At 55.6% G+C, this 24,197-nt stretch carries 21 protein-coding genes and 2 tRNA genes; 14 read left to right on the top strand and 9 right to left on the bottom strand.

Annotated elements, in window-relative coordinates; all coding sequences use genetic code 11:
* Positions 1–76: 76 nt before the first annotated feature.
* The 4 genes from eno (at position 77) to ACIQ5B_RS04560 (ending at position 4,254) form a co-directional block, all read left to right on the top strand.
* The gene (eno, locus tag ACIQ5B_RS04575) at positions 77–1,351 is read left to right on the top strand and encodes a phosphopyruvate hydratase (protein ID WP_397597997.1); all 1,275 of its coding nucleotides are present in this window, start codon (positions 77–79) and stop codon (positions 1,349–1,351) included.
* A gap of 46 nt (positions 1,352–1,397) precedes the next feature.
* Complete coding sequence (locus tag ACIQ5B_RS04570; RefSeq protein WP_183940863.1) at positions 1,398–1,709, top strand: septum formation initiator family protein; 312 nt, start codon at positions 1,398–1,400, stop codon at positions 1,707–1,709.
* A 125-nt stretch (positions 1,710–1,834) separates the two neighbouring features.
* Positions 1,835–2,905, top strand: a complete 1,071-nt coding sequence (gene pdhA, locus ACIQ5B_RS04565) for a pyruvate dehydrogenase (acetyl-transferring) E1 component subunit alpha (RefSeq protein ID WP_397597994.1) — start codon at positions 1,835–1,837, stop codon at positions 2,903–2,905.
* On the top strand, positions 2,905–4,254 hold the full coding sequence (locus tag ACIQ5B_RS04560) for a pyruvate dehydrogenase complex E1 component subunit beta (protein WP_397597993.1): 1,350 nt from the start codon (positions 2,905–2,907) through the stop codon (positions 4,252–4,254). Before pdhA ends, ACIQ5B_RS04560 begins: the two co-directional genes overlap by 1 nt.
* Before the next feature lie 22 nt (positions 4,255–4,276).
* On the opposite strand, the gene ACIQ5B_RS04555 is transcribed toward ACIQ5B_RS04560, so the two are convergent.
* Genes ACIQ5B_RS04555 through ACIQ5B_RS04545 form a run of 3 tightly spaced genes read right to left on the bottom strand, consistent with a single transcriptional unit; the run spans position 4,277 to position 7,776 of the window.
* The gene (locus ACIQ5B_RS04555) at positions 4,277–5,002 is read right to left on the bottom strand and encodes a TadE/TadG family type IV pilus assembly protein (protein WP_397597992.1); all 726 of its coding nucleotides are present in this window, start codon (positions 5,000–5,002) and stop codon (positions 4,277–4,279) included.
* A 3-nt stretch (positions 5,003–5,005) separates the two neighbouring features.
* Positions 5,006–5,614 (bottom strand): TadE/TadG family type IV pilus assembly protein, encoded by a 609-nt coding sequence (locus ACIQ5B_RS04550; RefSeq protein ID WP_397597991.1) that lies wholly within the window; start codon positions 5,612–5,614, stop codon positions 5,006–5,008.
* 14 nt (positions 5,615–5,628) lie between these two features.
* On the bottom strand, positions 5,629–7,776 hold the full coding sequence (locus ACIQ5B_RS04545) for a Tad domain-containing protein (protein ID WP_397597990.1): 2,148 nt from the start codon (positions 7,774–7,776) through the stop codon (positions 5,629–5,631).
* Between the two features lie 132 nt (positions 7,777–7,908).
* Here ACIQ5B_RS04545 and ACIQ5B_RS04540 point away from each other — a divergent pair, with 132 nt between their 5' ends.
* Positions 7,909–8,508 (top strand): hypothetical protein, encoded by a 600-nt coding sequence (locus ACIQ5B_RS04540; protein WP_397597989.1) that lies wholly within the window; start codon positions 7,909–7,911, stop codon positions 8,506–8,508.
* Between the two features lie 43 nt (positions 8,509–8,551).
* Positions 8,552–9,007: a hypothetical protein gene (locus ACIQ5B_RS04535; protein ID WP_397597988.1), complete on the top strand. Its 456-nt coding sequence runs from the start codon at positions 8,552–8,554 to the stop codon at positions 9,005–9,007.
* Here the strand turns inward: ACIQ5B_RS04535 and trmFO are convergent.
* Positions 9,004–10,341, bottom strand: a complete 1,338-nt coding sequence (trmFO, locus tag ACIQ5B_RS04530) for a methylenetetrahydrofolate--tRNA-(uracil(54)-C(5))-methyltransferase (FADH(2)-oxidizing) TrmFO (protein ID WP_397597987.1) — start codon at positions 10,339–10,341, stop codon at positions 9,004–9,006. The genes ACIQ5B_RS04535 and trmFO overlap by 4 nt on opposite strands.
* A gap of 57 nt (positions 10,342–10,398) precedes the next feature.
* On the opposite strand from trmFO, the gene ACIQ5B_RS04525 reads away from it, so the two are divergent.
* From ACIQ5B_RS04525 to ACIQ5B_RS04515, 3 genes are all read left to right on the top strand, one after another.
* Positions 10,399–11,253 carry an NAD(P)H-hydrate dehydratase gene (locus ACIQ5B_RS04525; RefSeq protein WP_397597986.1) on the top strand — a complete coding sequence of 285 codons (855 nt, stop codon included), beginning with the start codon at positions 10,399–10,401 and terminating at the stop codon, positions 11,251–11,253.
* Positions 11,219–11,908 (top strand): lysoplasmalogenase family protein, encoded by a 690-nt coding sequence (locus tag ACIQ5B_RS04520; protein ID WP_397597985.1) that lies wholly within the window; start codon positions 11,219–11,221, stop codon positions 11,906–11,908. Before ACIQ5B_RS04525 ends, ACIQ5B_RS04520 begins: the two co-directional genes overlap by 35 nt.
* A gap of 1,482 nt (positions 11,909–13,390) precedes the next feature.
* Positions 13,391–13,792, top strand: coding sequence for a hypothetical protein (locus tag ACIQ5B_RS04515; protein WP_397597984.1), 402 nt, complete (start codon positions 13,391–13,393; stop codon positions 13,790–13,792).
* 100 nt (positions 13,793–13,892) lie between these two features.
* Here the strand turns inward: ACIQ5B_RS04515 and gyrA are convergent, their stop codons facing one another.
* Both gyrA and ACIQ5B_RS04505 read right to left on the bottom strand, forming a co-directional pair.
* The gene (gyrA, locus tag ACIQ5B_RS04510) at positions 13,893–16,595 is read right to left on the bottom strand and encodes a DNA gyrase subunit A (RefSeq protein ID WP_397597996.1); all 2,703 of its coding nucleotides are present in this window, start codon (positions 16,593–16,595) and stop codon (positions 13,893–13,895) included.
* 148 nt (positions 16,596–16,743) lie between these two features.
* On the bottom strand, positions 16,744–17,439 hold the full coding sequence (locus tag ACIQ5B_RS04505; RefSeq protein ID WP_397597995.1) for an SDR family oxidoreductase: 696 nt from the start codon (positions 17,437–17,439) through the stop codon (positions 16,744–16,746).
* Positions 17,440–17,566: 127 nt separating this feature from the next.
* Here ACIQ5B_RS04505 and ACIQ5B_RS04500 point away from each other — a divergent pair, with 127 nt between their 5' ends.
* Positions 17,567–18,898, top strand: a complete 1,332-nt coding sequence (locus ACIQ5B_RS04500) for a hypothetical protein (RefSeq protein ID WP_397597983.1) — start codon at positions 17,567–17,569, stop codon at positions 18,896–18,898.
* A gap of 47 nt (positions 18,899–18,945) precedes the next feature.
* Here ACIQ5B_RS04500 and ACIQ5B_RS04495 read toward each other — a convergent pair whose 3' ends face one another.
* Positions 18,946–19,422, bottom strand: coding sequence for an Lrp/AsnC family transcriptional regulator (locus ACIQ5B_RS04495; protein ID WP_397597982.1), 477 nt, complete (start codon positions 19,420–19,422; stop codon positions 18,946–18,948).
* 144 nt (positions 19,423–19,566) lie between these two features.
* Between ACIQ5B_RS04495 and ACIQ5B_RS04490 the strand changes: the two genes are divergently transcribed.
* From ACIQ5B_RS04490 to ACIQ5B_RS04480, 3 genes are all read left to right on the top strand, one after another.
* Complete coding sequence (locus ACIQ5B_RS04490) at positions 19,567–21,222, top strand: histidine kinase dimerization/phospho-acceptor domain-containing protein (RefSeq protein ID WP_397597981.1); 1,656 nt, start codon at positions 19,567–19,569, stop codon at positions 21,220–21,222.
* Between the two features lie 145 nt (positions 21,223–21,367).
* Positions 21,368–21,444: transfer RNA gene (locus ACIQ5B_RS04485), tRNA-Ile, on the top strand.
* Between the two features lie 67 nt (positions 21,445–21,511).
* A tRNA-Pro gene (locus ACIQ5B_RS04480) sits at positions 21,512–21,588 on the top strand.
* A 62-nt stretch (positions 21,589–21,650) separates the two neighbouring features.
* Here ACIQ5B_RS04480 and ACIQ5B_RS04475 read toward each other — a convergent pair.
* Both ACIQ5B_RS04475 and ACIQ5B_RS04470 read right to left on the bottom strand, forming a co-directional pair.
* The gene (locus ACIQ5B_RS04475) at positions 21,651–21,887 is read right to left on the bottom strand and encodes a hypothetical protein (protein ID WP_397597980.1); all 237 of its coding nucleotides are present in this window, start codon (positions 21,885–21,887) and stop codon (positions 21,651–21,653) included.
* Positions 21,884–23,281, bottom strand: a complete 1,398-nt coding sequence (locus ACIQ5B_RS04470) for a M28 family peptidase (RefSeq protein WP_397597979.1) — start codon at positions 23,279–23,281, stop codon at positions 21,884–21,886. Before ACIQ5B_RS04470 ends, ACIQ5B_RS04475 begins: the two co-directional genes overlap by 4 nt.
* Before the next feature lie 114 nt (positions 23,282–23,395).
* On the opposite strand from ACIQ5B_RS04470, the gene ACIQ5B_RS04465 reads away from it, so the two are divergent.
* On the top strand, positions 23,396–24,197 hold an 802-nt coding region (locus tag ACIQ5B_RS04465; protein ID WP_397597978.1), incomplete at its 3' end, for an ATP-binding cassette domain-containing protein.

Raw genomic sequence — 24,197 nt, 5'->3', positions numbered from 1 at the left:
AGCGTCGTTGCCAAATCATCAACACAACGATAGACGCGCTGACATTGTTCCCATCACGATTTTACTGGAGCTTTCCATGACTGCGATCCTCGACATACATGCCCGCCAAATTTTGGATAGCCGGGGCAACCCGACAGTCGAAGTTGATGTGTTGTTGGAAGATGGCAGTTTTGGCCGCGCAGCTGTTCCATCGGGCGCATCTACAGGCGCATATGAAGCCGTAGAAAAGCGCGATGGCGACATGTCCAAATATATGGGCAAGGGTGTGTTACAGGCAATCGAGGCGGTTAATGGGCCGATTTATGAAGCGCTCTTGGAACTCGACGCAGAAGATCAGGAAAATGTCGATGCCGTGATGATCGACTTGGACGGTACCGACAACAAGTCGAACCTTGGTGCCAATGCTATTTTGGGCGTCAGTTTGGCAGTCGCAAAGGCCGCTGCGGACGCACGCGGGTTGCCATTATATCGTTATGTTGGCGGCGTGAACGCGCATGTCCTGCCGGTCCCGATGATGAATATCATCAACGGTGGTGAACATGCAGATAACCCCATCGATTTTCAGGAATTCATGGTCATGCCCGTTGGCGCGGGATCTATTTCAGAAGCCGTTCGCTGGGGCTCCGAAATTTTTCACACGCTCAAAAAAGGCCTGCATGAAAAGGGTTTGGCGACGTCGGTTGGCGATGAAGGCGGATTTGCGCCAAATCTTGCCTCTACGCGTGACGCGCTTGATTTCATCATGACGTCAATCGACAAGGCTGGGTTTAAAGCTGGTGAAGACGTTGTGCTTGCCCTGGATTGCGCCGCGACCGAATTTTTCCGCAACGGCAAATATGAAATTTCCGGCGAAAGTCTCTCGCTTTCTCCGCATGAAATGGCGGATTACCTCGCTGCGCTTTGCAAGGATTATCCCATCCGCTCTATTGAGGACGGCATGAGCGAAGACGATTTTGAAGGTTGGAAAGCCATTACCGACAAGATCGGCCACGAGGTTCAGTTGGTCGGCGATGACTTGTTCGTCACCAACCCAGAGCGTCTCGCAATGGGCATTGGCAAAGGTCTTGCCAACTCCTTGTTGGTGAAGGTCAATCAGATTGGTACGCTGACGGAAACGCTGGCTGCTGTATCGATGGCGCACCGGGCTTCTTACACCGCCGTGATGTCACATCGTTCGGGCGAGACGGAAGATGCGACCATCGCCGATTTGGCAGTGGCGACAAATTGCGGCCAGATTAAAACCGGAAGCCTTGCGCGGTCCGACCGGTTGGCAAAATACAACCAGCTTATCCGCATTGAAGAAGAGCTGGGTGCATCGGCGCAATATGCGGGGCAGGGTATATTCCGCTGACCTCTCCTTTCTTGCCATTTGTCCGAAAATATGATTCTGTCTGAATATGGTGCGTTCAAACCGAAAGCCTGAATATGTGAAGTCGGTGATTGGGCCAGCATTGGCGCTTGTCGCTTTGCTGGGTATTGCGTCTTATGCGCTTCTTGGGCCAACCGGTATCATTGCATGGACGGACTATCGGGCGGCGCTGAGTGAGCGTAAAATTGAGCTGGCAAAGCTGCAAAAGGAGCGGGATGCTCTGCGGAATCGGCAGTTGCTTCTGGACCGCGATAATGTCGATCCTGACTTGGCCGGCGAATTAATGCGCAAGGAACTGAACGTTGTTGCCCCGGATGAGGTTGTCGTTCCTTTAAAGTGATACACTCGTCATAGAATGAATAGCTATGCAGTGCATTCCGTTGCGGAAAAGCGCTTTTCACCTTGGTCGATTTTGACTAGGCGACAACGCATGCGCATATAAAAATTCCACCAAAGGAACTTGTTTTGGCAACCACCCCAGCGAAAAAATCTGTGTCGAAGAAGGCCAGTGTGAGCGAAGACGTCGCGCGCGCCAACCGCGAACGTCCGAGCGAACCAAAGCCATATAAAGCGACCAAAGAAGAGCTTCTGAAATTCTATCGCGACATGCTCTTGATCCGCCGTTTTGAAGAAAAAGCGGGGCAGTTATATGGCCTTGGCCTGATCGGTGGGTTTTGCCATTTGTACATCGGCCAAGAAGCCGTCGCCATTGGGCTGCAATCCGCGCTGACGCCCGGCAAGGACAGCGTCATCACGGGATATCGTGACCATGGGCATATGCTGGCATATGGCATTGATCCCAATCTGATCATGGCGGAACTGACTGGCCGTGCGGCGGGCATTTCGCGGGGCAAGGGCGGGTCGATGCATATGTTTTCGACGGAGCATAAATTTTACGGCGGCCATGGCATCGTTGGGGCGCAGGTCTCGCTGGGTGCGGGCCTTGCCTTCGGCCACAAATATTCGAACGATGGCGGGGTGTGCCTCGCATATTTTGGCGACGGTGCGTCCAACCAAGGGCAGGTCTACGAAAGCTTTAACATGGCGGAATTGTGGAAACTTCCGATCATATTCGTCATCGAGAATAACCAATATGCGATGGGCACCAGCGTAAACCGCGCGTCGTCCGAGGACCAATTATACCGCCGCGGCGAAAGCTTCCGCATTCCGGGCATTCAGGTTGACGGTATGGATGTTCTCGCCGTGCGCGGTGCTGCCGAGGTTGCATTGGACTGGGTGCGCAGCGGCAAGGGCCCTGTATTGCTCGAAATGAAGACATACCGTTATCGCGGGCACTCCATGTCCGATCCGGCGAAGTACAGAAGCCGCGATGAAGTGCAGTCGGTACGTGACAACAGCGACCCTATTGAAGGATGCAAGGCGTATCTGGCCGACCTTGGCGTGAGCGACGACGAGTTGAAGGCCATTGAGAAGGAAATCCGGAAAATCGTGAACGAATCTGCTGATTTTGCGGAAGCATCGCCTGAACCGGATTTGTCCGAACTATATACTGACGTGTTGGTGGAGCAATATTGATGGCAATCGAACTGAAAATGCCTGCGCTTTCTCCAACGATGGAAGAAGGCACGCTCGCCAGATGGTTGGTGAAGGAAGGCGATAGCGTCAAGTCTGGCGATATCCTTGCCGAGATCGAAACCGACAAGGCGACAATGGAGTTTGAAGCCGTTGATGAAGGCGTGATTACTTCCATTTCCGTGCCTGAGGGCACCGACGGGGTGAAGGTCGGCACCGTGATTGCGCTGATCTCTAGCGATGACGAGGCTGCTGCTCCAGCAAAAACCACCCCGCCGCCCGCCGTCGCACCGACGCCGGCAGCTGAGGTCGTGGTTGCGGTCGCTCCCGTTGCTCCGAAGGCGGCGCCCGTCGCAATGGATGGCGCTGCGATGCAGTCAGTTACCTTGCGTGAAGCTTTGCGCGACGCAATGGCGGAAGAAATGCGCCGCGATGACCGTGTGTTTGTCATGGGTGAGGAAGTCGCTGAATATCAGGGCGCTTACAAAGTGACGCAGGGCTTGCTCGACGAATTCGGCGCCCGCCGCGTTATCGATACGCCAATTACCGAATATGGCTTTGCAGGTATCGGCACTGGCGCCGCGATGGGCGGGCTTCGCCCTGTCATCGAATTCATGACGTTTAACTTTGCGATGCAGGCGATCGATCACATCATCAATTCGGCGGCAAAGACCAATTATATGTCGGGTGGCCAGATGCGCTGCCCCATCGTGTTCCGTGGTCCAAACGGTGCAGCAGCGCGCGTCGGTGCGCAGCACAGCCAGAATTATGCGCCATGGTATGCCAGCGTGCCCGGGCTGATTGTGATTGCACCCTATGATGCCGCAGACGCCAAAGGCTTGTTGAAGGCCGCGATCCGGTGCGAGGACCCTGTCGTGTTCCTCGAAAACGAACTGCTTTACGGTCGCACGTTTGATGTTCCCACAGGTGACGACCATGTGTTGCCGATTGGCAAGGCACGCATCATGCGCGAAGGCACGGACGTTACGATCGTAAGCTATTCCATTGGCGTGGGGCTGTCGTTGGAGGCCGCTGACATGTTAGCCGCCGAAGGTATCAGCGCGGAGGTTATTGACTTGCGCACCATTCGTCCGCTGGATACGCAAACGGTGCTGGCGAGCCTTGCAAAAACCAATCGCCTGGTGGTGGCCGAAGAGGGCTGGCCGGTGTGTTCGGTCGGCAGCGAAATCCTTGCGGTGTGCATGGAGCAGGGGTTCGATGATCTCGACGCACCCGTCTTGCGCATCACCAACGAAGACGTTCCGATGCCCTATGCGGCTAATCTGGAGAAGGCGACGCTGATCCATTCCGACAAGATTGTTGCTGGAGTTCGCAAAACGTTAGGTCTTTAGAGGAATATCCGCCGTCCCCGCTTTAACAGGTGGAGACGGTGACCTTTTCATCATTGTATATCCCGTCGCTTCCAGTGGGGCCAACTGTGTCGCGGTTTTCGCGGACCACCATAGATGCGACTTGACTGATCGTCCTATCGGTCAGGTTCGAAAAGCCGTTTATGATCATTGGCTTAAAATAATATTGCATTTCGACGAACATTAACACACCTCCAGGGGGAGGGGATGCTTGCCGTCCAACCGGGCCAATTCCGGTGATGCTTCTCGCTGTTGACGTGGTACCGTAGTTTGATTTGTAAAAGGTAGCTGAGCCCGCGCAGCGTTGCCAACGAATGCGGTAGCGCGGCGCAGAAGCGTCAAATGCAGCGACCTCTTCCACACTGGATAAAATGATTCGGGCGTTGCCGCGCGTAGACTTCACTTTGGATGATGGATCGGTGTAGTCGTGATTTCCGCCAAGGTTGATGCGTTTGCCTTCACGCAAAGATCCTTGAAAAACGTCGTTGATTTGCGCTTCAGAAATAGTTTTGTTAGCTGACGGCGTTGTTGTCCCAATGCGCGCTGCCGCATCGGCGGTGTGTAGTGTAATCTGGTTTATCTGCATGATGACAGAGGCATAGTTTGCGGTTTCGACGCCTCCTACGACCAGGCCGAGGAAGAAGGGTAACGACACTGCAAGTTCGACCATCGCCACACCACTTTCGTTACGCTTTAGTTGGCGGAATGTTCTCAGAAATGTGTGTTCCATGTATTACACCGATGGGCAGTTGACTTGGACAGGTTTGCCAAAGCCTGTCTGGTCACCATAAGGCTGGTTTGCGAGAATAGATTCTGATTGCATTTCGACATTGGCCGACCAGCCAAGCAATGCCGCCATTGGGAAAAGGCGGGGGTAGCTGACCTTAAATGTGATGATAACGATATCCCTTGCGCCACCTTGCCCATCGGATCCGCCATCGGCGTCCCAAACGCCGTTTCCGTTTGCATCCATAAAGCTTTCACCGCGATCGCATTTCAAATTACCAGGTGATTGTTCTATAACCTCTTCCGCGCGTGCCAGCGCGGCCGTCGAAAAGGTCTTGTAATAACGTCGGCTTACCGTGACTTTAGCATCTGGGGCGAGTTCGCGGATCGTCGATGCTACGCGTTCATCGATAAGATCTTGCTGCGTTTCGGACGTTGCGCCTTCTAACGACGAACTTCTTGCGGCGTCCTGCACAGCGCCATCTAGGGTCGCACGAACGAAAAGGGAGTGTCCGATATCCAACGTACCCAGCATCATCGCCATGACCACAGGCGCAATAAGGGCGAATTCGAGTATGGACACACCATCTTCGTTTGATGAGAATTTTGTGGTCACCGAGCGCCTCGTCCTTATTGCGTCAGACGCAGTGCTGAAATTTTAGCAGCAATTTCTTTGAAGTTGCTGACCAAGGACGCAACGCTGGTAGCTTGAAAGAATTTACCCGGTGTTGCGCACGCTCTCAACCTGTCGTTGGTTGGACCACTAAGGTCTCCATAGGACACGACCCACAGATTGATATTTTTGTTTTTGATGGCTTTGCAAAGCGCTGCCGTCCGCGCGTCCGTCATATTGACCAGCTGGCTGTTGGACGGTGCAGTACTGATCGGCGTCTGTCGGCGGTCATACCAATGCACACCATAAGCCGAATAGTCATCGTGGACGACGTTGGTCTCACCATCCGTCATAAACACCATATGACGCTCAATGGTCATATTCTTTGGGGCATTTAGCGCTGCAAAAATACCGGTTGGCGACATAATGCGCGCGCCCCAGAGCAGTCCGATGTCGTGATATGTATAGCCATCCGTAGTAAGGCTATTCACATAATTGCGAAAATCGGAAGGCGTCCACGTTTGAAATTTCTTTGCAGCGGTCGGGCAGCTCTCACCAACCGTTGGCATTAAAACCCCGTCGTCTTTTCCCACCGATACATTGGACGTCGTCCGCGTGGACGAACGGCTTTTGTTTCCCGACCCGTCCGTGTTGACCAGATAGCGCTGCCATATGACGCTTGGCAGCATAGGCCCCCATTGAGTTGCAATGTCTGATTTCGTCGGCACCAGATCAATGTCCATGTCCAGCGCGGTTGACGGAATCGGATCCCAATCGTTGGAAGGATCGCTGTCGGGCCCTCGGAAGGTTTGCCGCTCCTCGATGCACCCGCTCCAGTTGACCGTGGCGTTGGCGCCGTCCGTGCCGATTGGCAGTTGCAACGATGAACGCCAAGAATTTGTTCCGTTATCTTTCAAGCCGCTTACGTTGAATGTAACCGGTTTGTAGGCCCAACCCGCAAAATTGGTATTTCGTGTCCAGTTGATAGCCTCGGTGGTTGTCGTCGTGGTGGTGACATTTTGTTGCCCCGTATCACGAGATTGCAACCTGCATATGCCCCTGCCGAACAAGAGGGCACTATACGTATACCGGTAGGATCGCTGGGCTGTGGAACTTACCTGCTGGTAGGTTCGTGTTATAGAGTTATGAGTACCATAAACCGGCGTGGTGGGCGACTGCGAGACAAGTTGGCGTGGCCCGTCTGTCGAGATAAGTTCCGTTTTAGGTGCCCCCCCTGGCGGCGGGCATTCGCTCTCTTTTGTCAAAAGAACCGAAGGGTACTGCCCAATATTTTGTCCGGTATCTTCCCAAGGGGTATCTGCAAGACTTGTTGTTACTGAACCTCCCGAGTTGGGTGAGCCTTCGCCTTGGTATATAGGAATCGCGTTGCTGCCCGTGGTGAACGACGCTTCCCGCGACTGGTAGGTCCATCGGTCCGCCATGTAATCGAGCGGCAATAACCTTCCAACATTTACGTTGACGGCATAAGGCACAAAACCAAATCGCAATTGTACATTGCCGACGTTGGATGGAGTGGGATCAACCGTTTCTCCGCAGTCTGACGGCGTCACGTCCGTGATGTTTTGCTTCGCCAGTGCTTCGTAAAAACATTTCACTGCCTTGCGCAGACCATCGATCTTTCGTTCAGATGACCCTGAATTTTGAATCGACTGGTCCATCGACCCTGTTGTATCCAACACGAACATAACGTCAGTGTTGGGGACACGCAGTTCCGCCTGGCAGTTGACTGAAACAACTTGGGATTTTTGGCCAAGTACCTGCATCAACGTCATGGGAATGGTAACAGATGCCGTCCCTGTAACGTTTCCGTTGGATTCTGCGAAGCTGCGTGTAAGTCCGGCCGTGCCATAAGCGCCGCTTGGGAAGTTCTGGTCGAACAGCCTTTCCGCCTGCGTATTTGCGGCGTTGTTATTGGCGGTCCATGTGCCAAGTCCCATCGTTTTACGCCCGATGAGCGCGCCGGCATCACAAGCACCTTGTAACCGCGTTTGACTTAGATAGATGCGGGTCATGTCAAAACCGCCGCCAACAAGACCGAAGACCGGAATTACCGACGCGGCGAGAAGAGCAATGATATTGCCGTCTTCATTCTTTAGCAAGCGCGACATCACGCCAGACACCTTGTTCGCCTCGACATTCTTCACAGTTGCTGTCCCCTGGTTTCCACAATGGATCCTCGACACCCTCTACGCGCGTCGTAGTAAGTGCTCTTTGAAGGATCAGGGTTACCCAATTGTTAACCATAGAAAATTTATTAACATGAAGCGAATGACGACATGAACGAGACATCATTACATCTTCCGCCTCCGGCCAACCTTGCGGTCGCCTACACGCCGGTTGCATTTCGCGCTGCTTTCTCCGTTCTGCTTCAATTGGATGCGCGTTTTGCCGACATCGTGCGCAAAGCGCGTGAGCCGATGATTGCGCAGATAAAATTGGCATGGTGGCGTGATGCTTTTGCCGCGGAACCTGCGCTTCGACCAAAGGGTGAACCTTTGCTGCAATCCCTGGGCGCGTGTGGAGATGTCATTTCACCGTCAGCGTTGGAGGACTTGGTTTCGGCTTGGGAGTTGCTGCTGGGCGAGGGGGAGTGGGCGGCACAGGATGTTGCAAAACATACCGTTTTACGTGGGCGCGCGATTTTTGGATCTTACGCCGCTTGGATAGGCGAGGGATGTGATGTCAGTTCTGTGTCACATCAATGGGCTCTTGATGCGTTGCGTTTGGAATTCCCGTCAAAATTGAGCGTGCCGAATAACCAGCCACTTCCGGCGTTGCCTAAAGGCCGCAAACTTCGTCCCTTGTCCATTTTGGCGATGTCGGTTCGAAAGGTGACGGGATTGCGTCTTGTTGGCCATGCCTTGACGGGGTGGTAGCTTTGTGGCCCTATTGCCATGATGTCATCATGGGGGGAAGGTCATGCAGCGGATATTGGTGGGCGGTGTAGCGGCATTGTTGCTCGTCGTTGCAGGGCTTTGGTTCTGGCAGACACAGGCGAACCAGCCGAACCTGATCCCCGCTGCGCCGCCGCCTGAGGCGATCTTGGATGCCTTGCCCCAAGCGGGACCCAATGCGCCCGCGTTCGGTCCAGCGCCGCCCGAAGCGCCAAAGGCAAGTCGTGAGGAAATGCGTTTCAACCGCTATGACCGCAACAGGGACGAGCTGATTTCCCGCGTCGAAATGATGGGAAGCCGAACGAAGGCGTTCAAGGCATTGGACCGCGATGGCAATAATTTGCTCACTTTCGAAGAATGGGCGGCGGCGACCGGAGAGCGCTTTGCGGGCGCGGACAGGAACAAGGACCAGTTGCTCACCCGCAAGGAATTTGCGCAGACCCGCTCCAAACAGGCCGAAAAGCCCGGATGCCGCTGTTAAGCCGCAACCTTTTGCGCGCTGATCCAACTGTTTAAGTCCGTCCGCGCACGGCCCGTCATCGCGGCCTTACGCGATTTTTTGTGCACTTTTTCGTCCAGCGGCGCGAACAGCCCGAAATTGATGTTCATGGGTTGATAGTCATCGGCCAGCGCATCCCCCGTGATGTGCCCCAAAAGCGCACCGAGCGCGGTGGTCGGCGGCGGCGCTGTAACGGTTCGGCCGGAAATCTCCGCTGCGGTCATAATCCCGGCCATCAGCCCAACCGCGCTGCTTTCGACATAGCCTTCGCAGCCCGTAATCTGTCCGGCAAAGCGGATATGCGGCGATGATTTTAGGCGCAGCTGACGGTCCAATAGGATCGGCGATCGAATGAATGTATTGCGGTGCAAGCCGCCAAGCCGCGCAAATTCGGCCTTTTCCAGACCGGGGATCGTGCGCAGCAGTTCGACTTGCGCGCCATGTTTCATCTTGGTTTGAAACCCGACCATGTTCCACAATGTGCCTTGCTTATTGTCCTGACGCAGCTGCACCACGGCATGGGCCCAGCGCCCGGTGCGCGGATTATCCAAGCCGACGGGCTTCATCGGGCCAAAACGCAGCGTATCCAATCCGCGCGACGCCATGACCTCAATCGGCATGCATCCTTCGAAATAAGGGGTGTTGGTTTCCCATTCCTTGAATTCGGATTTCTCGGAATCGAGCAATCCCTGATGAAAGGCGCGATATTGCGCTTCATCCATCGGGCAGTTGATATAATCCTTACCTTCGCCCTTGTCCCAGCGTGATGCATACCATGCGATGTCCATGTCGATGCTGTCATGGTACACAATCGGCGCAATTGCGTCGAAAAAGGCAAGGCGATCTTGGCCGGTTTTCGCCATGATGCTTTCGGCAAGGTTGGTCGCGGTCAGTGGTCCCGTGGCGATAATGACAGGGCGGTCGGCCGGAATGATATCCACACGTTCGCGCACGATGTCGATATTTGGATTGTTTTCCAGATGCTTGGTGACGGTTTCTGAGAAAACATCACGGTCAACCGCCAGCGCCGATCCGGCGGGAACCTTCGCGACTTCAGCGGCTTGCATGATCAGCGACCCCAGATCGCGCATTTCCTGATGCAGCAGGCCCACGGCGTTGTTTTCCGCATCATCCGAACGAAAGCTGTTTGAGCATACCAGTTCGGCAAGCCCATCGGTCTGGTGCGCTGGCGTCATGTCGCCGGAACCGCGCATTTCCGAAAGCTTCACCCGCATTCCGCGCTGCGCCAATTGCCAAGCTGCCTCGCACCCTGCCAAGCCGCCACCGATAATTTGAACGTCATATGATTTGGTCATGTGGCGCGGCTATCAAAAATCTTTGGCGCTGCACAGGTAAAAGCGGCAAGATGGACTATGGGATTTACGCTTAACCTTGCCGAAGACGGCACGATCACCCGGCCAACGCTGGTCCCGCCGCCGTCCGACGCGCATAAATATAGCCGCGGCCACGCGATGGTCTGGAGCGGGCCACCGTTGCAGACCGGCGCATCGCGGTTGGCGGCGCAGGCGGCTTTGGCGGTCGGGGCAGGGCTGGTGACCATATTCGGAAACAAGGCCGCGCTTGTGGAACAGGCCGCGCATGTGACCGCGATCATGCTGCGTGAGGCGGATGATGCGTTGGCGTGTATCGACCGGCGTGTGACGGCGCTCGCCATTGGGCCGGGGGCAGGGGCGGACATCGCGGATATTGTCTGTGTGCTGCTGAAGCGCGATATACCGATGGTGCTGGATGCCGATGCTATCACCGCGTTCGCGGGCGGCCCTGCGCGGCTTTTCAAACATCTCGGCGCTGATGACGTCATGACCCCACATGCCGGCGAATTTGCCCGGCTGTTTCCCGATATCGATCTCGCCGATCGCGCGGCGGCAGCATATACTGCGGCGCGGCGGTCGGGGGCGGTGGTCCTGTTGAAAGGTCCGCAAACCCACATCGCCGCGCCCGACGGGCGTGTTGCCGTCAACCGCCATGCGTCGCCATGGCTGGCAACCGCGGGGTCGGGCGATGTGCTGACCGGCCTGATCTGCGGATTGATGGCGCAAGGCACTCCCGCCTTTGAAGCCGCCTGCATAGCTGCGTGGTTGCATGGTGACATCGGCGTGCGTGCGGGGCCAGGGCTGACGGCGGATAAGATGATGGACCATATTCCACTTGTCTTGCGCGGTTGTTTGCACGATGAATCGGCGGATGACACAGGATCTCGCACATAAACGCCCATATCTGTTGGCCAGCCTGATCGCCGGGATAAGTTTTCCGGCAACATGGCTATTTCTGCCGCTTGAGGGCGGATTGATTGCCCTCGTCTGGAAAATGGCGGCCGTCGGCTTGCTGGTGCCCTTTGCGTTGCACCGCCATCATGTGGGGGAATTTGTGCCCTTGGCGATCATTTTGGCCTTTTATGCGCTGGGCGACGGTTTGATTGAATTCAGCATGGTTGCAGGCGCATTGGCCTTTGCCGCCGGTCATCTGGTCGCCATCTGGCTGTATTTCCGGCACAGGCGTGTGGCGCCGACCTTTAGCCAGAAACTGCTCGCAATCGCGATTTTTCTGCTGACGCCGGTGATTGCTTATGGTCTTCCGCCGACCACCGACGAAGCGGTTCAGGTTGCGGCCTATAGCGTCATTTTGGCCGCGATGGCGGCGATGGCGTGGAGCAGCAATTTTCCCCGTTACCGTGTCGGGTTTGGCGCGGTTTTGTTTGTCATTTCGGACTTGCTGATATTCGCGGAGCTTGGCCCGCTCGCAAATTCCAAGGTATCGGGCATCGCGATTTGGTATCTTTATTATTTCGGTGTGTTGATGATTGCGGTTGGCGTGGCGCAAACCTTGGTCAAACGCGGGCATTATCCGGCCGGAGAGGAATGAACGGGCGGTCTGCCGCGGCGGGCCGTCGATTGATTTATATTCCACCGGTGCATCTTCTTCGGCATTGGCATCCGGTTCGCCTTCGCCATCGTTAAAACCCGCGGATTCTTCAGTAAGTAGAAGCGCAGCCCTTACCCTTTCCCGCGCGCCCATGTCGCTATGTGGCAGCGCATCGTCGAAAAGATAATCCCACATTTCCTCCGCGCTGACCCCGTCGTCGACCAGTTGTAAAAACAGGTCAAAGCGCGATGCGACCGCCATAACCTCTTCCAACGTCCGTGCCGGATTGACGCGGTCGAGCAGGGTCAGGGACAGCTTCGTATTTTGCCGTGTATATGTGGTGATGCCTTCTTCGCGCACCCACCGGGCCTCTTCGCCATTGATCGCGGCGGTCATCAGCCGGTCAGCAATGATGCGCCGCGCGATGATTAACGCCGCCTCCCATCCCAGATTGAATACATAGCCGGCGGTGGTACGCCGCAGCGCGTAGCCGCCGCTCACGCTCATCCCCACCGCGCGCGCCGCATCGGCAACCACGCCATTGTCGGCCAGATGCGCCAAAAAAGCCGCCTGCCGCCCCGCGCTCCAGCCATCGGCGCGCGATTGGTAACGCAGATACGCAGCAGCAGGCAGCCGCGCGTCGGCGTCATGCCGGAGCGAGGAGGGGGGAGGGATGTCGTCGGGGCTGTGGTCCATGTCTCTTTCCTTCAAAAGACATGATATAACCTATTTGGTTATTTGTAGGAAAGCGGATGTTGCGGTGTGCGGTCGGGGGTTAAGCCACCGTCACCACGCACACTGTGTCATTCCCGCGAAAGCGGGAATCCATGGTCTGGGAGGGGAGTTCGAACAACGGTCGTTAGTTAAGCGGACATGTCCGGCCATGGATCCCCGCGTTCGCGGGGATGACAATATTGGATGGTGTGGGAAAGCTGTGCGGTGATTGGTCTCGCGCCACGCCATTAGCGGAGAGAGGGCGTTAAGTGCATCGTCACCGTAAATGCTGACATTGCGCACTGCCGAAGTACACGCTATCCTATTTCAAATGAAGGGCATCTCCTTACTTCTGTTACTCGCCACGGGTATCTGCGGATGCAGCAAGCCTCTTTCCGTGACAGATAGCGCGAACTTGGAGGCCGATGGCCTAACATCATCGCTATCAATTAGCGGTGGAGCCATGGCCGCTGTCGAACGGACCTACACCGCGGGAGGTGCCACGGGAGATACGTTACACAAGGCTTGGATTTGTCAGACGGACTTGTCTGATTGCAAGCAAGTCGCCATCATCGACACGCATGACGGGCCTCCACCGGTTTGGAAGGCAACGGCTGCGGGACTGGAACTGGTGGTGGGCCCAAGCGATGTCATATGGGGCTTCAGCAATTTCTCTTATCTGCCGGGACCGAATTATCGGTCAACTAAGATACGCCTTGTGGAGAGGCCTCATTAAAGTCCGCCATTGGCTGGGGAGCGGTCGTTGCGATGAATGGAAATAGTTGTATCAATAAACCGACGAAAATCGTTCCACCAAACAGTGTCGGTCTTGGCGGCGATGGTGACGAGATAGACGCTATAGAAGATGTTGAACGTGTCTTTGGTGTGACGCTGGATAAAGCTGATGCCCCGTACTGGCTAACTGCTGGGGACGTATACGCGTCACTTTGTAGAGCGTTGCCTGCGGAGGTTCCGGTTGACGGTGACACATGGGATCGCTTCACTGAGGCACTGGCCTATCAAACGGGTGTTGACCCCAAGCTGATTGAGAAAGACAGTCCGATGCTGGAGCACCCGTTTTTTTGGGTACAAATCGCAGATGCTTCACTCGCAATTTGGATCACGATAGGCGCAAGCATATTGGTACTGTTGGCATGGTCGGTTCTTTAACCCATGAACGTCTGCAATTGGGTCGTGCCCGGACAGCCTGCTTATGCAAGAGTTTTAAAGCAACGGTCTCACGCCGTGAGACCGCACACCCCTTAAACCTTTAGTCTTGTGCAGGCTGATTTTCGTCCTCAGTTATCAGCGTATCGCCGCTTGTGGCTTCAGCATCCCCCTCATCATCACTCTCGTCAATCTTCGCTGCGCCGACAACATGTTCATTGTCGCCAACGTTGAACAAACGCACGCCTGCGGTGCCGCGGCCAAGGACGCGTAGGCTGTCCAGTGGCATACGGATCAGCTTTGCCTGGTCGGTGACGAGCATCAACTGATCACCCTTGGTTGCGGGGAAGCTGGCGACAACGGGGCCGTTGCGTTCGATATTGTCGATATTGGTGATGCCCTGACCACCACGACCGGTGCGGCGATATCCATAAGCTGACGACAATTTGCCATAGCCATTGGCGCATACGGTCAGGATGAACTGTTCACGCTCCGCCATCTCCGCGATGCGTTCCGCCGACATTGTGGGCTCGCCTTCCTTCTCGGGCTTCCATGGCGCAAAACGCAGATAATCCTCGCGCTCTTCGGGCGAGGTGCCCACGCGCTGAAGGATGGATAGCGAGATAACCTCGTCCCCCTTGGCGAGCTTCATCGCGCGAACACCCGTCGACGCACGGCTTTGGAATTCGCGAATGTCGTCCGCGGCAAAGCGGATGGCCTTGCCATTGCGGCTGGCCAGCAAGACGTCGTCTTCAGCGCTTAACAATTCCACGCCGATCAGCTTGTCATCGGCATCTTCGCCTTCAAACTTCATGGCGATTTTGCCGTTGCTTGGGACATTGGCAAATGCGTCCATGCTGTTGCGACGGGCATAGCCCTTGGCCGTGGCAAATACGACGCTGAGGCCGCCCCATTCGGCTTCGTCCTCAGGCAGCGTCAAAACGTTGGAAATGACTTCGCCTTCGCCCAATGGCAGCAGATTGACCATGGGCCGACCGCGGGTCGATGGGCCGCCTTCGGGCAGCTTCCAGACCTTTAGGCGGTAAACCTTACCAATGTTTGAGAAGAACAATACGGGTGTGTGCGTGCTGGTGACGAACAGTTCGGTGACGGCATCTTCATCCTTCGTCGCCATACCCGCGCGGCCCTTGCCGCCCCGGTTCTGGGCGCGGAAAGCGGCCAGTGCGGTGCGTTTGATGTATCCGCCATGGGTGACGGTGACGACCATTTCCTCACGCTCCATAAGGTCTTCGTCATCAAGACCGTCCCAGCTGGCGGTGATTTCGCACAAGCGTGGCGTCGAAAACTCGGCGTCAATGGCGACCAGCTCTTCACGCAGAACCGCGTACAGCTTTACGCGGTCGCCCAAAATTGCGAGATATTCTGCGATGCTTTCGGCAAGCCCCTGAAGTTCCTTACCAATTTCGTCACGGCCAAGCGCCGTCAGACGATGCAGGCGCAGTTCGAGAATGGCGCGCACCTGAAGCTCCGACAATTGGTAGCTGTCGCCCGAAACTTCGGTTTCAACCGCTTCCACCAATTTGATGTACGACGCGATTTCGGCAATTGGCCATTTGCGCGCGATCAGCGCAGCGCGAGCTTCGGCCGGGCTGGCAGAACCGCGAATGATACGGACGACTTCGTCCAAATTGGTGACGGCAACAACAAGGCCAAGCAACAAATGCGCCCGTTCGCGCGCTTTGTTCAGTTCGAACTTGGTTCTGCGGGTGATAACCTCTTCACGGAAGCGGATGAATGCCTCAATGATGTCACGCAGGTTGAGGACTTCAGGCCGTCCGCCGCGAATGGCGAGCATATTGGCGGGAAAGCTCGATTGCGCCTGTGTGTGGCGCCACAATTGGTTGAGCACCACATCTGTGGTCGCATCACGCTTCAGATCGATGACGATGCGTACGCCCTTGCGGCTGGATTCATCGCGAATGTCGGACACGCCCTCAATGCGCTTGTCCTTCGCGGCTTCGGCGATTTTTTCGACCAAAGCGGATTTGCCGACCTGAAACGGAATGCTGGTCAGGACAATAGAGCGACGATCGCCTTTTCCTTCTTCAATCTCGTGGCGCGCGCGCTGCATGATGGAGCCCTTGCCTTCGCGATAGGCCGCACGTGCGCCGCCGGTGCCAAGGATTAACGGCCCCGTGGGGAAATCAGGGGCAGGGACGATCTCGATCAGCTCATCTATGGAAATGGCCGGATTATCGATATAGGCCAGGCAGGCCTTGATAACTTCGCCAAGATTATGTGGCGGGATGTTGGTGGCCATGCCGACGGCAATACCGCCAGCGCCGTTGACCAACAGGTTGGGGAAACGTGCGGGCAAAACCTGCGGTTCTTCGCGGCTGCCGTCATAATTGGGTTGGAAATCGACGGTGTCTTTATCGAGATCATCCAACAACGCGTTGGCGACCTTGTTCAACCGCGCTTCGGTGTACCGCATCGATGCTGGCGGATCAGGGTCCATCGATCCGAAGTTACCCTGACCATCGATCAGCGGAACGCGCATCGACCAATCTTGCGTCATACGGGCAAGGGCATCGTAAATCGCGCTGTCGCCATGCGGGTGATAATTGCCCATGACGTCGCCGACAATCTTTGCCGATTTGCGATAGGGCCGGCCCGCGACAAAGCCGCCTTCCTGGCTTGCGAACAGTATGCGGCGGTGAACGGGTTTGAGGCCGTCCCGCACGTCCGGCAGGGCGCGGGATACAATGACCGACATCGCATAATCGAGGTAGCTCGACTTCATTTCATCGACGATGTCGACGGGCGAAATGTCCGATGGTTCCATTGTAACTATGTCGTCGCTCACAGCGCGAAAATCCTTATATTTTTTGGGTCACTAAGCCATAGACCCAAGTCGGTCATATGACCACAAGCGACTGTCCAAATAGGGCTGTTGTCTACAGCTTATCCACAGATTCACGCAGTGGTGTGGATTAGGGGGCGATGACGCTGCCGTCATACGCGAAAATCTGGCCGCTTTGCTCGGGGTGCAGCCCTGCAAGCACGGCAAGCATATCCGCAGCTGCGCGGGCAGGGACGAAGCGTTCATGCGCCGGATTACCCTTAAATGGCGCGCTCAGCTGCGTTTCGACGGTGCCGGGGTGCAGGGCGACCACAACCGATTGCGCATTTTTGCGCTGCCATTCGATTGCAATGTTGCGGATGAACATGTTGAGCGCGGATTTCGACGCGCGATAGCTATGCCATCCGCCAAGCCGATTGTCCGAAATGCTGCCCACGCGCGCGGAAAGCGCCGCAAAGCAGACCGGGCCTTGCTTGGCCATGATCGGCAGAAAATGTTTCGCCACCAAAGCGGGGCCAACCGCATTGATGCGGTAATTTTCGATCATCCATTCAGGATCAAGCTCGCGCAGGCTTTTTTCCGGCCCCTTGGCATCTGTGTGCAGCAACCCAGTGGCCACGATGACCAATTGCGGCGTTGTGCCCGCCAAATCGCGCGCTGCGGCGGCTATGCTTGCCTCGTCCAATATGTCGATTGCCGGCGCGCTTGCGCGATGCAGCCGAATGACGCGGTCATATTGATCGCCCGCATCCAAAGCATCGGCCAGCGCGGCACCAATGCCACCCCGTGCGCCAATTATAACTGCGGTGCGTTCTGGCACTTGAATTTTCCTCTGGTTCGTTCAACGGGAATTCATGCGACCGCGCTATGTCAATTGCACTGAAGATGGCAAGGTCCTATACACGACGTTAACCAAAGCCCACGGCAATATATCACTAGTCCCGGAGAGTTACATGAAGCTGGTTTCAAAATTTGCCCTTGCACTGTCATTGGTCGCTATAACCGCAGCGCCTGCTTTTGCGCAGTCCGATGAAAAGCCAAAAAAGGAAAAAAAGGGGAAGGAAGCCACGCCTGCGGCTCCCAAGAGAAATTATTCCAAGCCGTTCATCGCGGCGTACATGCCTGTCGCCAATCTTTTGAACAAAACCAAGGATCCGGTCGCAGCGAAGGCCGAATTTCCGAAGATTCTTGCGGCCATTGCCAATGATGACGACCGTTATGAAGCAGGCATTTTGGCCGTCAACATCGGTGTGATGGCGAAAGATACGGCTTTGCAGGATCAGGGTATTGATCTGTTGCTCGCATCCGCAACCACGCCTGTGGATATGAAACAGGCCTATACGTTCCGCAAGGGCGCGATTGCTTATGACGGCAAAAGATTTGCCGACGCTGAAAAGAATATGATGGATGCGTACAACCTTGGTTATCGCGCCAATAATATCGAATTTCTGATTTCCAACGCCATGTCGCAGCAGAATAAGGATGCTGACGCTATCGTTTGGATCGGCAAGGCGATTGCAGCGAGCAAGGCAGCCGGAGCGGTAAACAAAGCCTATGTCGTTCGTGCCGCCAACCTGTCTGCGAAAGCGAAAGATTATGCCGGTGCTGCCAATTTCTACAAGGATTTGGTGATCGCCGAAAATAACCCCGATTTCTGGCATGATGCCCTTGCGTTCTTCAACCGTTCGCTCAACACGAACCCTGAAGAGTCGCTTGACCTCATGCGCTTGATGCGCGCGACCAATGGATTGCGCTTTCAACAAGAATATGCCGAATATCTCGATAGCTTAAGCTATATCGGCGTGCGTTATCCGGCAGAGGCTGTGTCGGTATTGGACGAAGGCTTTGCAAAGGGCATCATCTCACGCAACAACGTGACCTTCAGTGAGCGTTACAACGAAGCCAAGGCACGTTTGGCGGAAGATACCCGTACATTGGCGGGAACGATTGCCCCAGCAAAAGCGAGCCCCAGAGCGATGCTGGCGACCCTGACAGGCGACTCATTCTTCTCACATAAGGATTATAAGACAGCCAAGGATCTGTACGAGACCGCGTTAAGCAAGGGTCCAGTGCTCGATAAGGATGGCGGAAACCAGACTGACCGCACCCGTTTCCGTCTTGCCATGTCGAAAACCATGCTGGGCGATTATGCTGGCGCGAAAGCCGACTTTGCGCAGATTACCGGAGCAAACCGCAAGGCGATTGCCGAATATTGGCTGATCTTCATCAGCCATTTGGAAAAGTCCGCACCAGCAGCGGCGCCTGCGGCAATACCAGCGATATAAGCTTTGCGATAATTGATTGAAAAGGGCCTGAGCAATCGGGCCCTTTTTTATGCCATCGGTATGGGCACGCCCGGTTCGTCTTTGGCGGTGCGAATAGTCAGCGATGTTTTTACGCTGTTTACATTGGGCGCAGACGTTAACTGCGATGTCAGAAATTCCTGAAATGACTGCAAATCGCGCGCAACGATTTTTAGGATGAAATCAATTTCGCCATTCAGCATATGGCACTCGCGCACATCTGGGAGTGCCCGAACATGCTGCTCAAACGCCTTCAGATCTTCTTCGGCCTGACTTTTTAAGCTGACCATCGCAAATACGGTGATTGTGTAGCCCAAGGCACTTGCGTCCACATCTGCGTGGTAGGATTTAATCGTTCCCGACTGTTCCAACGCGCGCATCCGCCGCAAACATGGCGGGGCGGTCAGCCCAACCTTGGTTGCCAGTTCGACATTGGTGATGCGACCGTCCGCCTGCAATTCCGCCAAAAGCTTCAAATCTATCGCATCTAGGTTCATATTAGCCATGATCTTGTTATTTCCATTTCCATTATGCCCCCGCTTTATAATATAATTATATTATATTGCAATTGTCCCAAAGTGTGACGCACCAATTTTGTCGCTTTCGTACGTCCTGATATCGGTTTATCCCGCGGCCACACCACCGATAACATGCATCAGGATGTGCCGAATTTGCGCTTTGACGATCGCCTTGAAACCACTTTGCGTCAGGCTGGGGATGGTGGCATCGGCTTGGCGGCGAAATGGCAGCAACTGGTTGATCTATTAGGGCAAAATCCTTCGGACTTTGACCCGGCGGTGGTTGCCCTTGGCTTACGAAAAGTGCGGCAGTTTATGGACCTAGTTCCTTTACCTGTCCGCGAACAATGCGTGCGCGCCTTGTCCGGGCGGCTGCGCTCTGCGCCTTTGCTTTTGCTGCTGTCGGGTGATGTTCCGGCGGTGGCCGCAGCGGCGGTCAGTGGCGCACGGCTGAGTGATCATGAATGGGCTGATATCGTGCCCCATATGTCCACCCGAGCGCGCGGGTTCTTGCGCAACCGCGGGGACCTTGGTCCCATGACCCTGCGTGCGCTTCGGTCATGCTCTTCGGCTGATTTCGCGCTGTCTCTCGACAGATCCTTTACCGAGACAGCGGTGCGTGCGCCGCAGGTTGTGCAAATCCGTGACATTGTTGAACGCATCGAAAAATTGCGGATTGAGCGGGAACGTCACGATGCGGCTGAAATACAGGCCGGGGCGTCTGTCGAACCAGTCGTTTCGCTTGGCAAACCGATTGACGAAATAGGCTTTGAAACCGACGAATATGGCACCATCAGCTCGGTTGAAGGCGCACCCGCAGGGGCGGTTGTTGGCGTGGATATTGCGGAGCCCGCATTTGACCAGGGGCCCGGACCAGATGCCTATGGCGCCGCTGCCTTTCGGCAAAAAATGCCACTTGAAAATGCGCGCCTGCGCCTGTGCGGCGCGCCTGCGATTGCCGGGGACTGGCGGATCAACGCGGCACCGTTTTTTGAACCTGCCAGTGGACGGTTCAAAGGCTATCGCGGGATATTGCGTCGCCCCAATATCGCGGAAGTCGCGCACATTCCGGAAGGCGACACGCATGACGCGGAAAATATCCAGCAATTGTTGCACGAACTGCGCACGCCATTGGGTGCCATTATCGGCTTTTCCGAAATTATCGAACAGCAACTCTTTGGTCCTGTCATCGAGGAATATCGCACAATAGCCGCTAGCATCCTGCACGATGCCCGGCGTTTGCTGTCTGGCTTGGATGATCTTTCAACCGCTGCAAAAATTGAAACGGGAACTTATGTTACGGAGGTCGGTTTAACCGATTGCGATTGGCTGTCGCTTCGGTTGGCAGATCGGCTCCGCGAATTGAGCGACGCTTTGCACGTTACCCTGAACTTGGTCCATGCACATCCGGTCCGGCCATTTGCGCTGGATAACCAACTGGCAGAGCGTCTGTTTTCGCGGCTGTTGTCTGCCGTCATCATCGGCTGCGAGCCTGGCGAAGTCCTCGATGGTCGTTTCCGGACGGAGCCCGGGTTGAATGCGGTTAACCGTTTTGTGCTTAGTTTACCGAAAAAGCTTGGCGATATGGATGAGGACGCACTGTTCGGCTCCGGCCCGCTTGATGATTCTCATGACGCGCCATTGCTTGGGCTTGGCTTTTCGTTGCGCCTCGTACGGAGCCTTGCCCGAAATGCTGGCGGGGATTTACGTTGCTACAATCAAGCGCTGATCGTGTCGCTTCCAGCCGTCAATGACGGGCGAGCCGGATTAATGGACGAAGAGCGATAATGATATGGTGGAACAGAAGCGTTCGACCCAAAAGGATGGTGCTTTATGTAAACGTCAGCCGATTTAAATCTTTTTGGTGAGATAAAGGCTTGCAACCTCGCCCAAAGTTCGGCTATCGGCGCGCAGGCAGTTGGCGAGCCGGTCAGGGCCTGTAGCTCAGTTGGTTAGAGCTGGCCGCTCATAACGGCTAGGTCGGGGGTTCGAGTCCCTCCGGGCCCACCAGTTTCACTTTTGTGGAATTTGGCAGGCAGCCAGCCGCGCGGACATTGTTATACCAGTGATCCCATGTCGGGGAGTAGCGCAGCCTGGTAGCGCATCTGGTTTGGGACCAGAGGGTCGCAGGTTCGAATCCTGTCTCCCCGACCATTTTTTTTCGGAAAACTACACAGAACACCGATAGCGGTGCCCCGTCCAGCGGAAGTGTTTACTTACTGGGCAGCGCCGCCACTTGCATTGGCCGCGTCAATTTCAGCCTTTGCATCCGCTTCAATCAGCTTCGTCGCTTCTTCGGCGGCTTGTTCAATGCTCAGCTTTTGCGCGGCCAGTTCCTTTTTCTGCGCGGCCTCTGTTGTGTCCGCGTCACCAGCCTTGTCCGTTTCGGTGGGGGCCGTGTCGCCACAACCCCCAACCATAAGCATGAACGCCAAGACAAAAGCGTGTTTCAACGCGCCGCCTCTGGCTTCAATTCACCGTCATAATTTGCAACGAGCGCTAAGGTTGCAACCCATGCCGCGACGTTTTGGCGCAATTCGGCTTTGTCGATCTTGTCGAGCGTATCGTCGGGCGTGTGGTGCAGGTCGAAATATTTCGTGCCATCTTGCTGCAGGTCGATGATGCCCAATTTTTGCGCGGCGATGATCGCGCCCACATCCGCGCCACCGCCGGCCAATTCCTTGCGCGGAACCACGCCCAGCGGGGCCAATGCGGAGACAATTTGACCGCGAAGTGCCGACGCGCTTTCGGGCAGGCGGAAATCCACGGCCCAGACTTTGCCCGCGCCGAAATCCGATTCCATGGCAAGGGCATGTGGCTCATTGGCGTGTTTCTCGCCATAATCCCGGCCACCCCAAATACCGACTTCTTCCGCGCCAGCCCACAACAGGCGCACGGTGCGCTTGGGTTGGCCCATCGATTGCAAATGCTTGGCTGCTGCCCCGATGATACCGCAACCTGCGGCGTCATCAATGGCGCCGGTCCCAAGGTCCCAGCTATCCAGATGGCAGGCGATAACAATCATGGGCAGTTCGGGGTTCGATCCCTTAACCTCAGCCAAAACATTGCCCGACGTCTGCATCCCGACATTTTTTGGGGTCAGCTTTAGTTTCAACCGCACTGGCTTGCCGCGCGCAATCATACGTTCCAGATTTTCAGCGTCGGGTATCGACAATGCGCCTGCCGGAATGGGCGTGACGCCGGGATCAAAGTTGGTGTTCCCCGTGTGCGGGTTGCGATGATAATCGGTTCCGATTGAACGGATGACGATAGCCGCAGCGCCTTTTTTGGCGGCGATGTTCGGGCCGACAAAGCGGGCAGGGCCAAATGCGCCGTAGCTGCTGCCATCCTGCGTGGCTTTCATATTGTGGCTGACAAAGGCAATCTTGCCTTTCAAGCTGCCATCGGGGGCTGCGCGCAAATGATCAATCGTCGGGAAGTACACGATTTCAGCTTCCAGCCCGGCTTCACCGGTGCTGCCGCTATTGCCCAATGCGGCAATGGCCAGTTTCTGCGGAAAGGGCGCGACGACGGCTGCGGTTTCTTCGCCGCGTACCCATGTGGGCATCTGATATTCTTCGATGCGGACATTTTCAAAACCCAGCGCCTTCAGCTTGTTGACCGACCAGGTCCGTGCGCGCGCTTCGGCTTCGGTTCCGCCCTGCCGCGGGCCGATTTCGGTCGTGAGCCCTTCGACAATGTCATAGGCCAAATTGTCGCTTTGCAATGTTTTGTCGCGGATCGATGCGACGGCAGCACTATCCGGCGACGCAGGTGCGCCCAGTGCAAGTGATGGCGAAAGGAACAGCGTAGAGGCTGCGGCGAGCAATAGGATGTTTTTCTTCATGCTTGGCAGGCTTAATCGCATCGTCGGGATTTGCAATCCCACCTTGCGGCGAAACGCGCAGATAGCTAGGGAAGCGGCCAAATCAAAAGTAATGCAACACAGGAATTAAAGCCCATGGCAGCCCAATATAGCTTCGTAATGAAGGGAATGACGAAAACCTTCCCCGGCGCAAGCAAACCCGTCCTCAACAACATCAATCTGCAATTCTATCCGGATGCAAAGATTGGCATCGTTGGGCCAAATGGCACGGGTAAATCCACGCTGATGAAAATCATGGCCGGAATGGATACAGAGTTTACCGGCGAAGCATGGCCCGGCGAACATATCCGCGTGGGCTATCTGGCGCAGGAGCCAGAGCTTGATCCGACCAAAACGGTCAAGGAAAACGTCATGGACGGAGTGCGTGCGGTTGCCGACCTTGTGGATCGTTTTAACGAGATTTCGACCATCATGGGCGATCCACCCGAAGATGCGGACTTTGACGCGCTCATGGAAGAAATGGGCACGCTTCAGGAAAAGATTGATGCCGTTGATGGCTGGTCGCTCGATAGCCAGCTGGAGCTCGCTATGGACGCGCTGCGTTGCCCTCCCGGCGACAGCCCTGTCACCAGCCTTTCGGGTGGTGAAAAGCGTCGTATCGCGCTCACGCGGCTCTTGCTGGAAAAGCCAGACATATTGCTGCTCGACGAACCGACCAACCACTTGGACGCAGAGTCGGTTGCATGGCTGGAAAAGCATTTGGTCGATTACAAGGGCAACGTCATTCTCGTGACCCACGATCGTTATTTCTTGGATAATGTCGTCAGCTGGATCCTCGAGCTCGATCGCGGACGGTATTTTGTGTATGAAGGCAATTATTCGACCTATCTCGAAAAGAAGGCGAAGCGTTTGGAGCAGGAATCGCGTGAAGACGCCG

This window comes from Sphingorhabdus sp., from assembly GCF_044374345.1.
Taxonomy (GTDB): Bacteria; Pseudomonadota; Alphaproteobacteria; order Sphingomonadales; family Sphingomonadaceae; genus Sphingorhabdus_B.
This window is presented reverse-complemented; position numbering and strand designations above follow the sequence as displayed.

Excerpts from the sequence above, each read along its gene's own strand:
- eno (WP_397597997.1), top strand. The coding sequence starts at position 77 with ATGACTGCGATCCTCGACATACATGCCCGCCAAATTTTGGATAGCCGG.
- ACIQ5B_RS04570 (WP_183940863.1), top strand. The coding sequence starts at position 1,398 with ATGGTGCGTTCAAACCGAAAGCCTGAATATGTGAAGTCGGTGATTGGG.
- ACIQ5B_RS04560 (WP_397597993.1), top strand. The coding sequence starts at position 2,905 with ATGGCAATCGAACTGAAAATGCCTGCGCTTTCTCCAACGATGGAAGAA.
- ACIQ5B_RS04555 (WP_397597992.1), bottom strand. The coding sequence starts at position 5,002 with ATGGAACACACATTTCTGAGAACATTCCGCCAACTAAAGCGTAACGAA.
- ACIQ5B_RS04540 (WP_397597989.1), top strand. The coding sequence starts at position 7,909 with ATGAACGAGACATCATTACATCTTCCGCCTCCGGCCAACCTTGCGGTC.
- ACIQ5B_RS04535 (WP_397597988.1), top strand. The coding sequence starts at position 8,552 with ATGCAGCGGATATTGGTGGGCGGTGTAGCGGCATTGTTGCTCGTCGTT.
- trmFO (WP_397597987.1), bottom strand. The coding sequence starts at position 10,341 with ATGACCAAATCATATGACGTTCAAATTATCGGTGGCGGCTTGGCAGGG.
- ACIQ5B_RS04525 (WP_397597986.1), top strand. The coding sequence starts at position 10,399 with ATGGGATTTACGCTTAACCTTGCCGAAGACGGCACGATCACCCGGCCA.
- ACIQ5B_RS04520 (WP_397597985.1), top strand. The coding sequence starts at position 11,219 with ATGAATCGGCGGATGACACAGGATCTCGCACATAAACGCCCATATCTG.
- ACIQ5B_RS04515 (WP_397597984.1), top strand. The coding sequence starts at position 13,391 with ATGAATGGAAATAGTTGTATCAATAAACCGACGAAAATCGTTCCACCA.
- gyrA (WP_397597996.1), bottom strand. The coding sequence starts at position 16,595 with ATGGAACCATCGGACATTTCGCCCGTCGACATCGTCGATGAAATGAAG.
- ACIQ5B_RS04500 (WP_397597983.1), top strand. The coding sequence starts at position 17,567 with ATGAAGCTGGTTTCAAAATTTGCCCTTGCACTGTCATTGGTCGCTATA.
- ACIQ5B_RS04495 (WP_397597982.1), bottom strand. The coding sequence starts at position 19,422 with ATGGCTAATATGAACCTAGATGCGATAGATTTGAAGCTTTTGGCGGAA.
- ACIQ5B_RS04490 (WP_397597981.1), top strand. The coding sequence starts at position 19,567 with ATGCATCAGGATGTGCCGAATTTGCGCTTTGACGATCGCCTTGAAACC.
- ACIQ5B_RS04470 (WP_397597979.1), bottom strand. The coding sequence starts at position 23,281 with ATGAAGAAAAACATCCTATTGCTCGCCGCAGCCTCTACGCTGTTCCTT.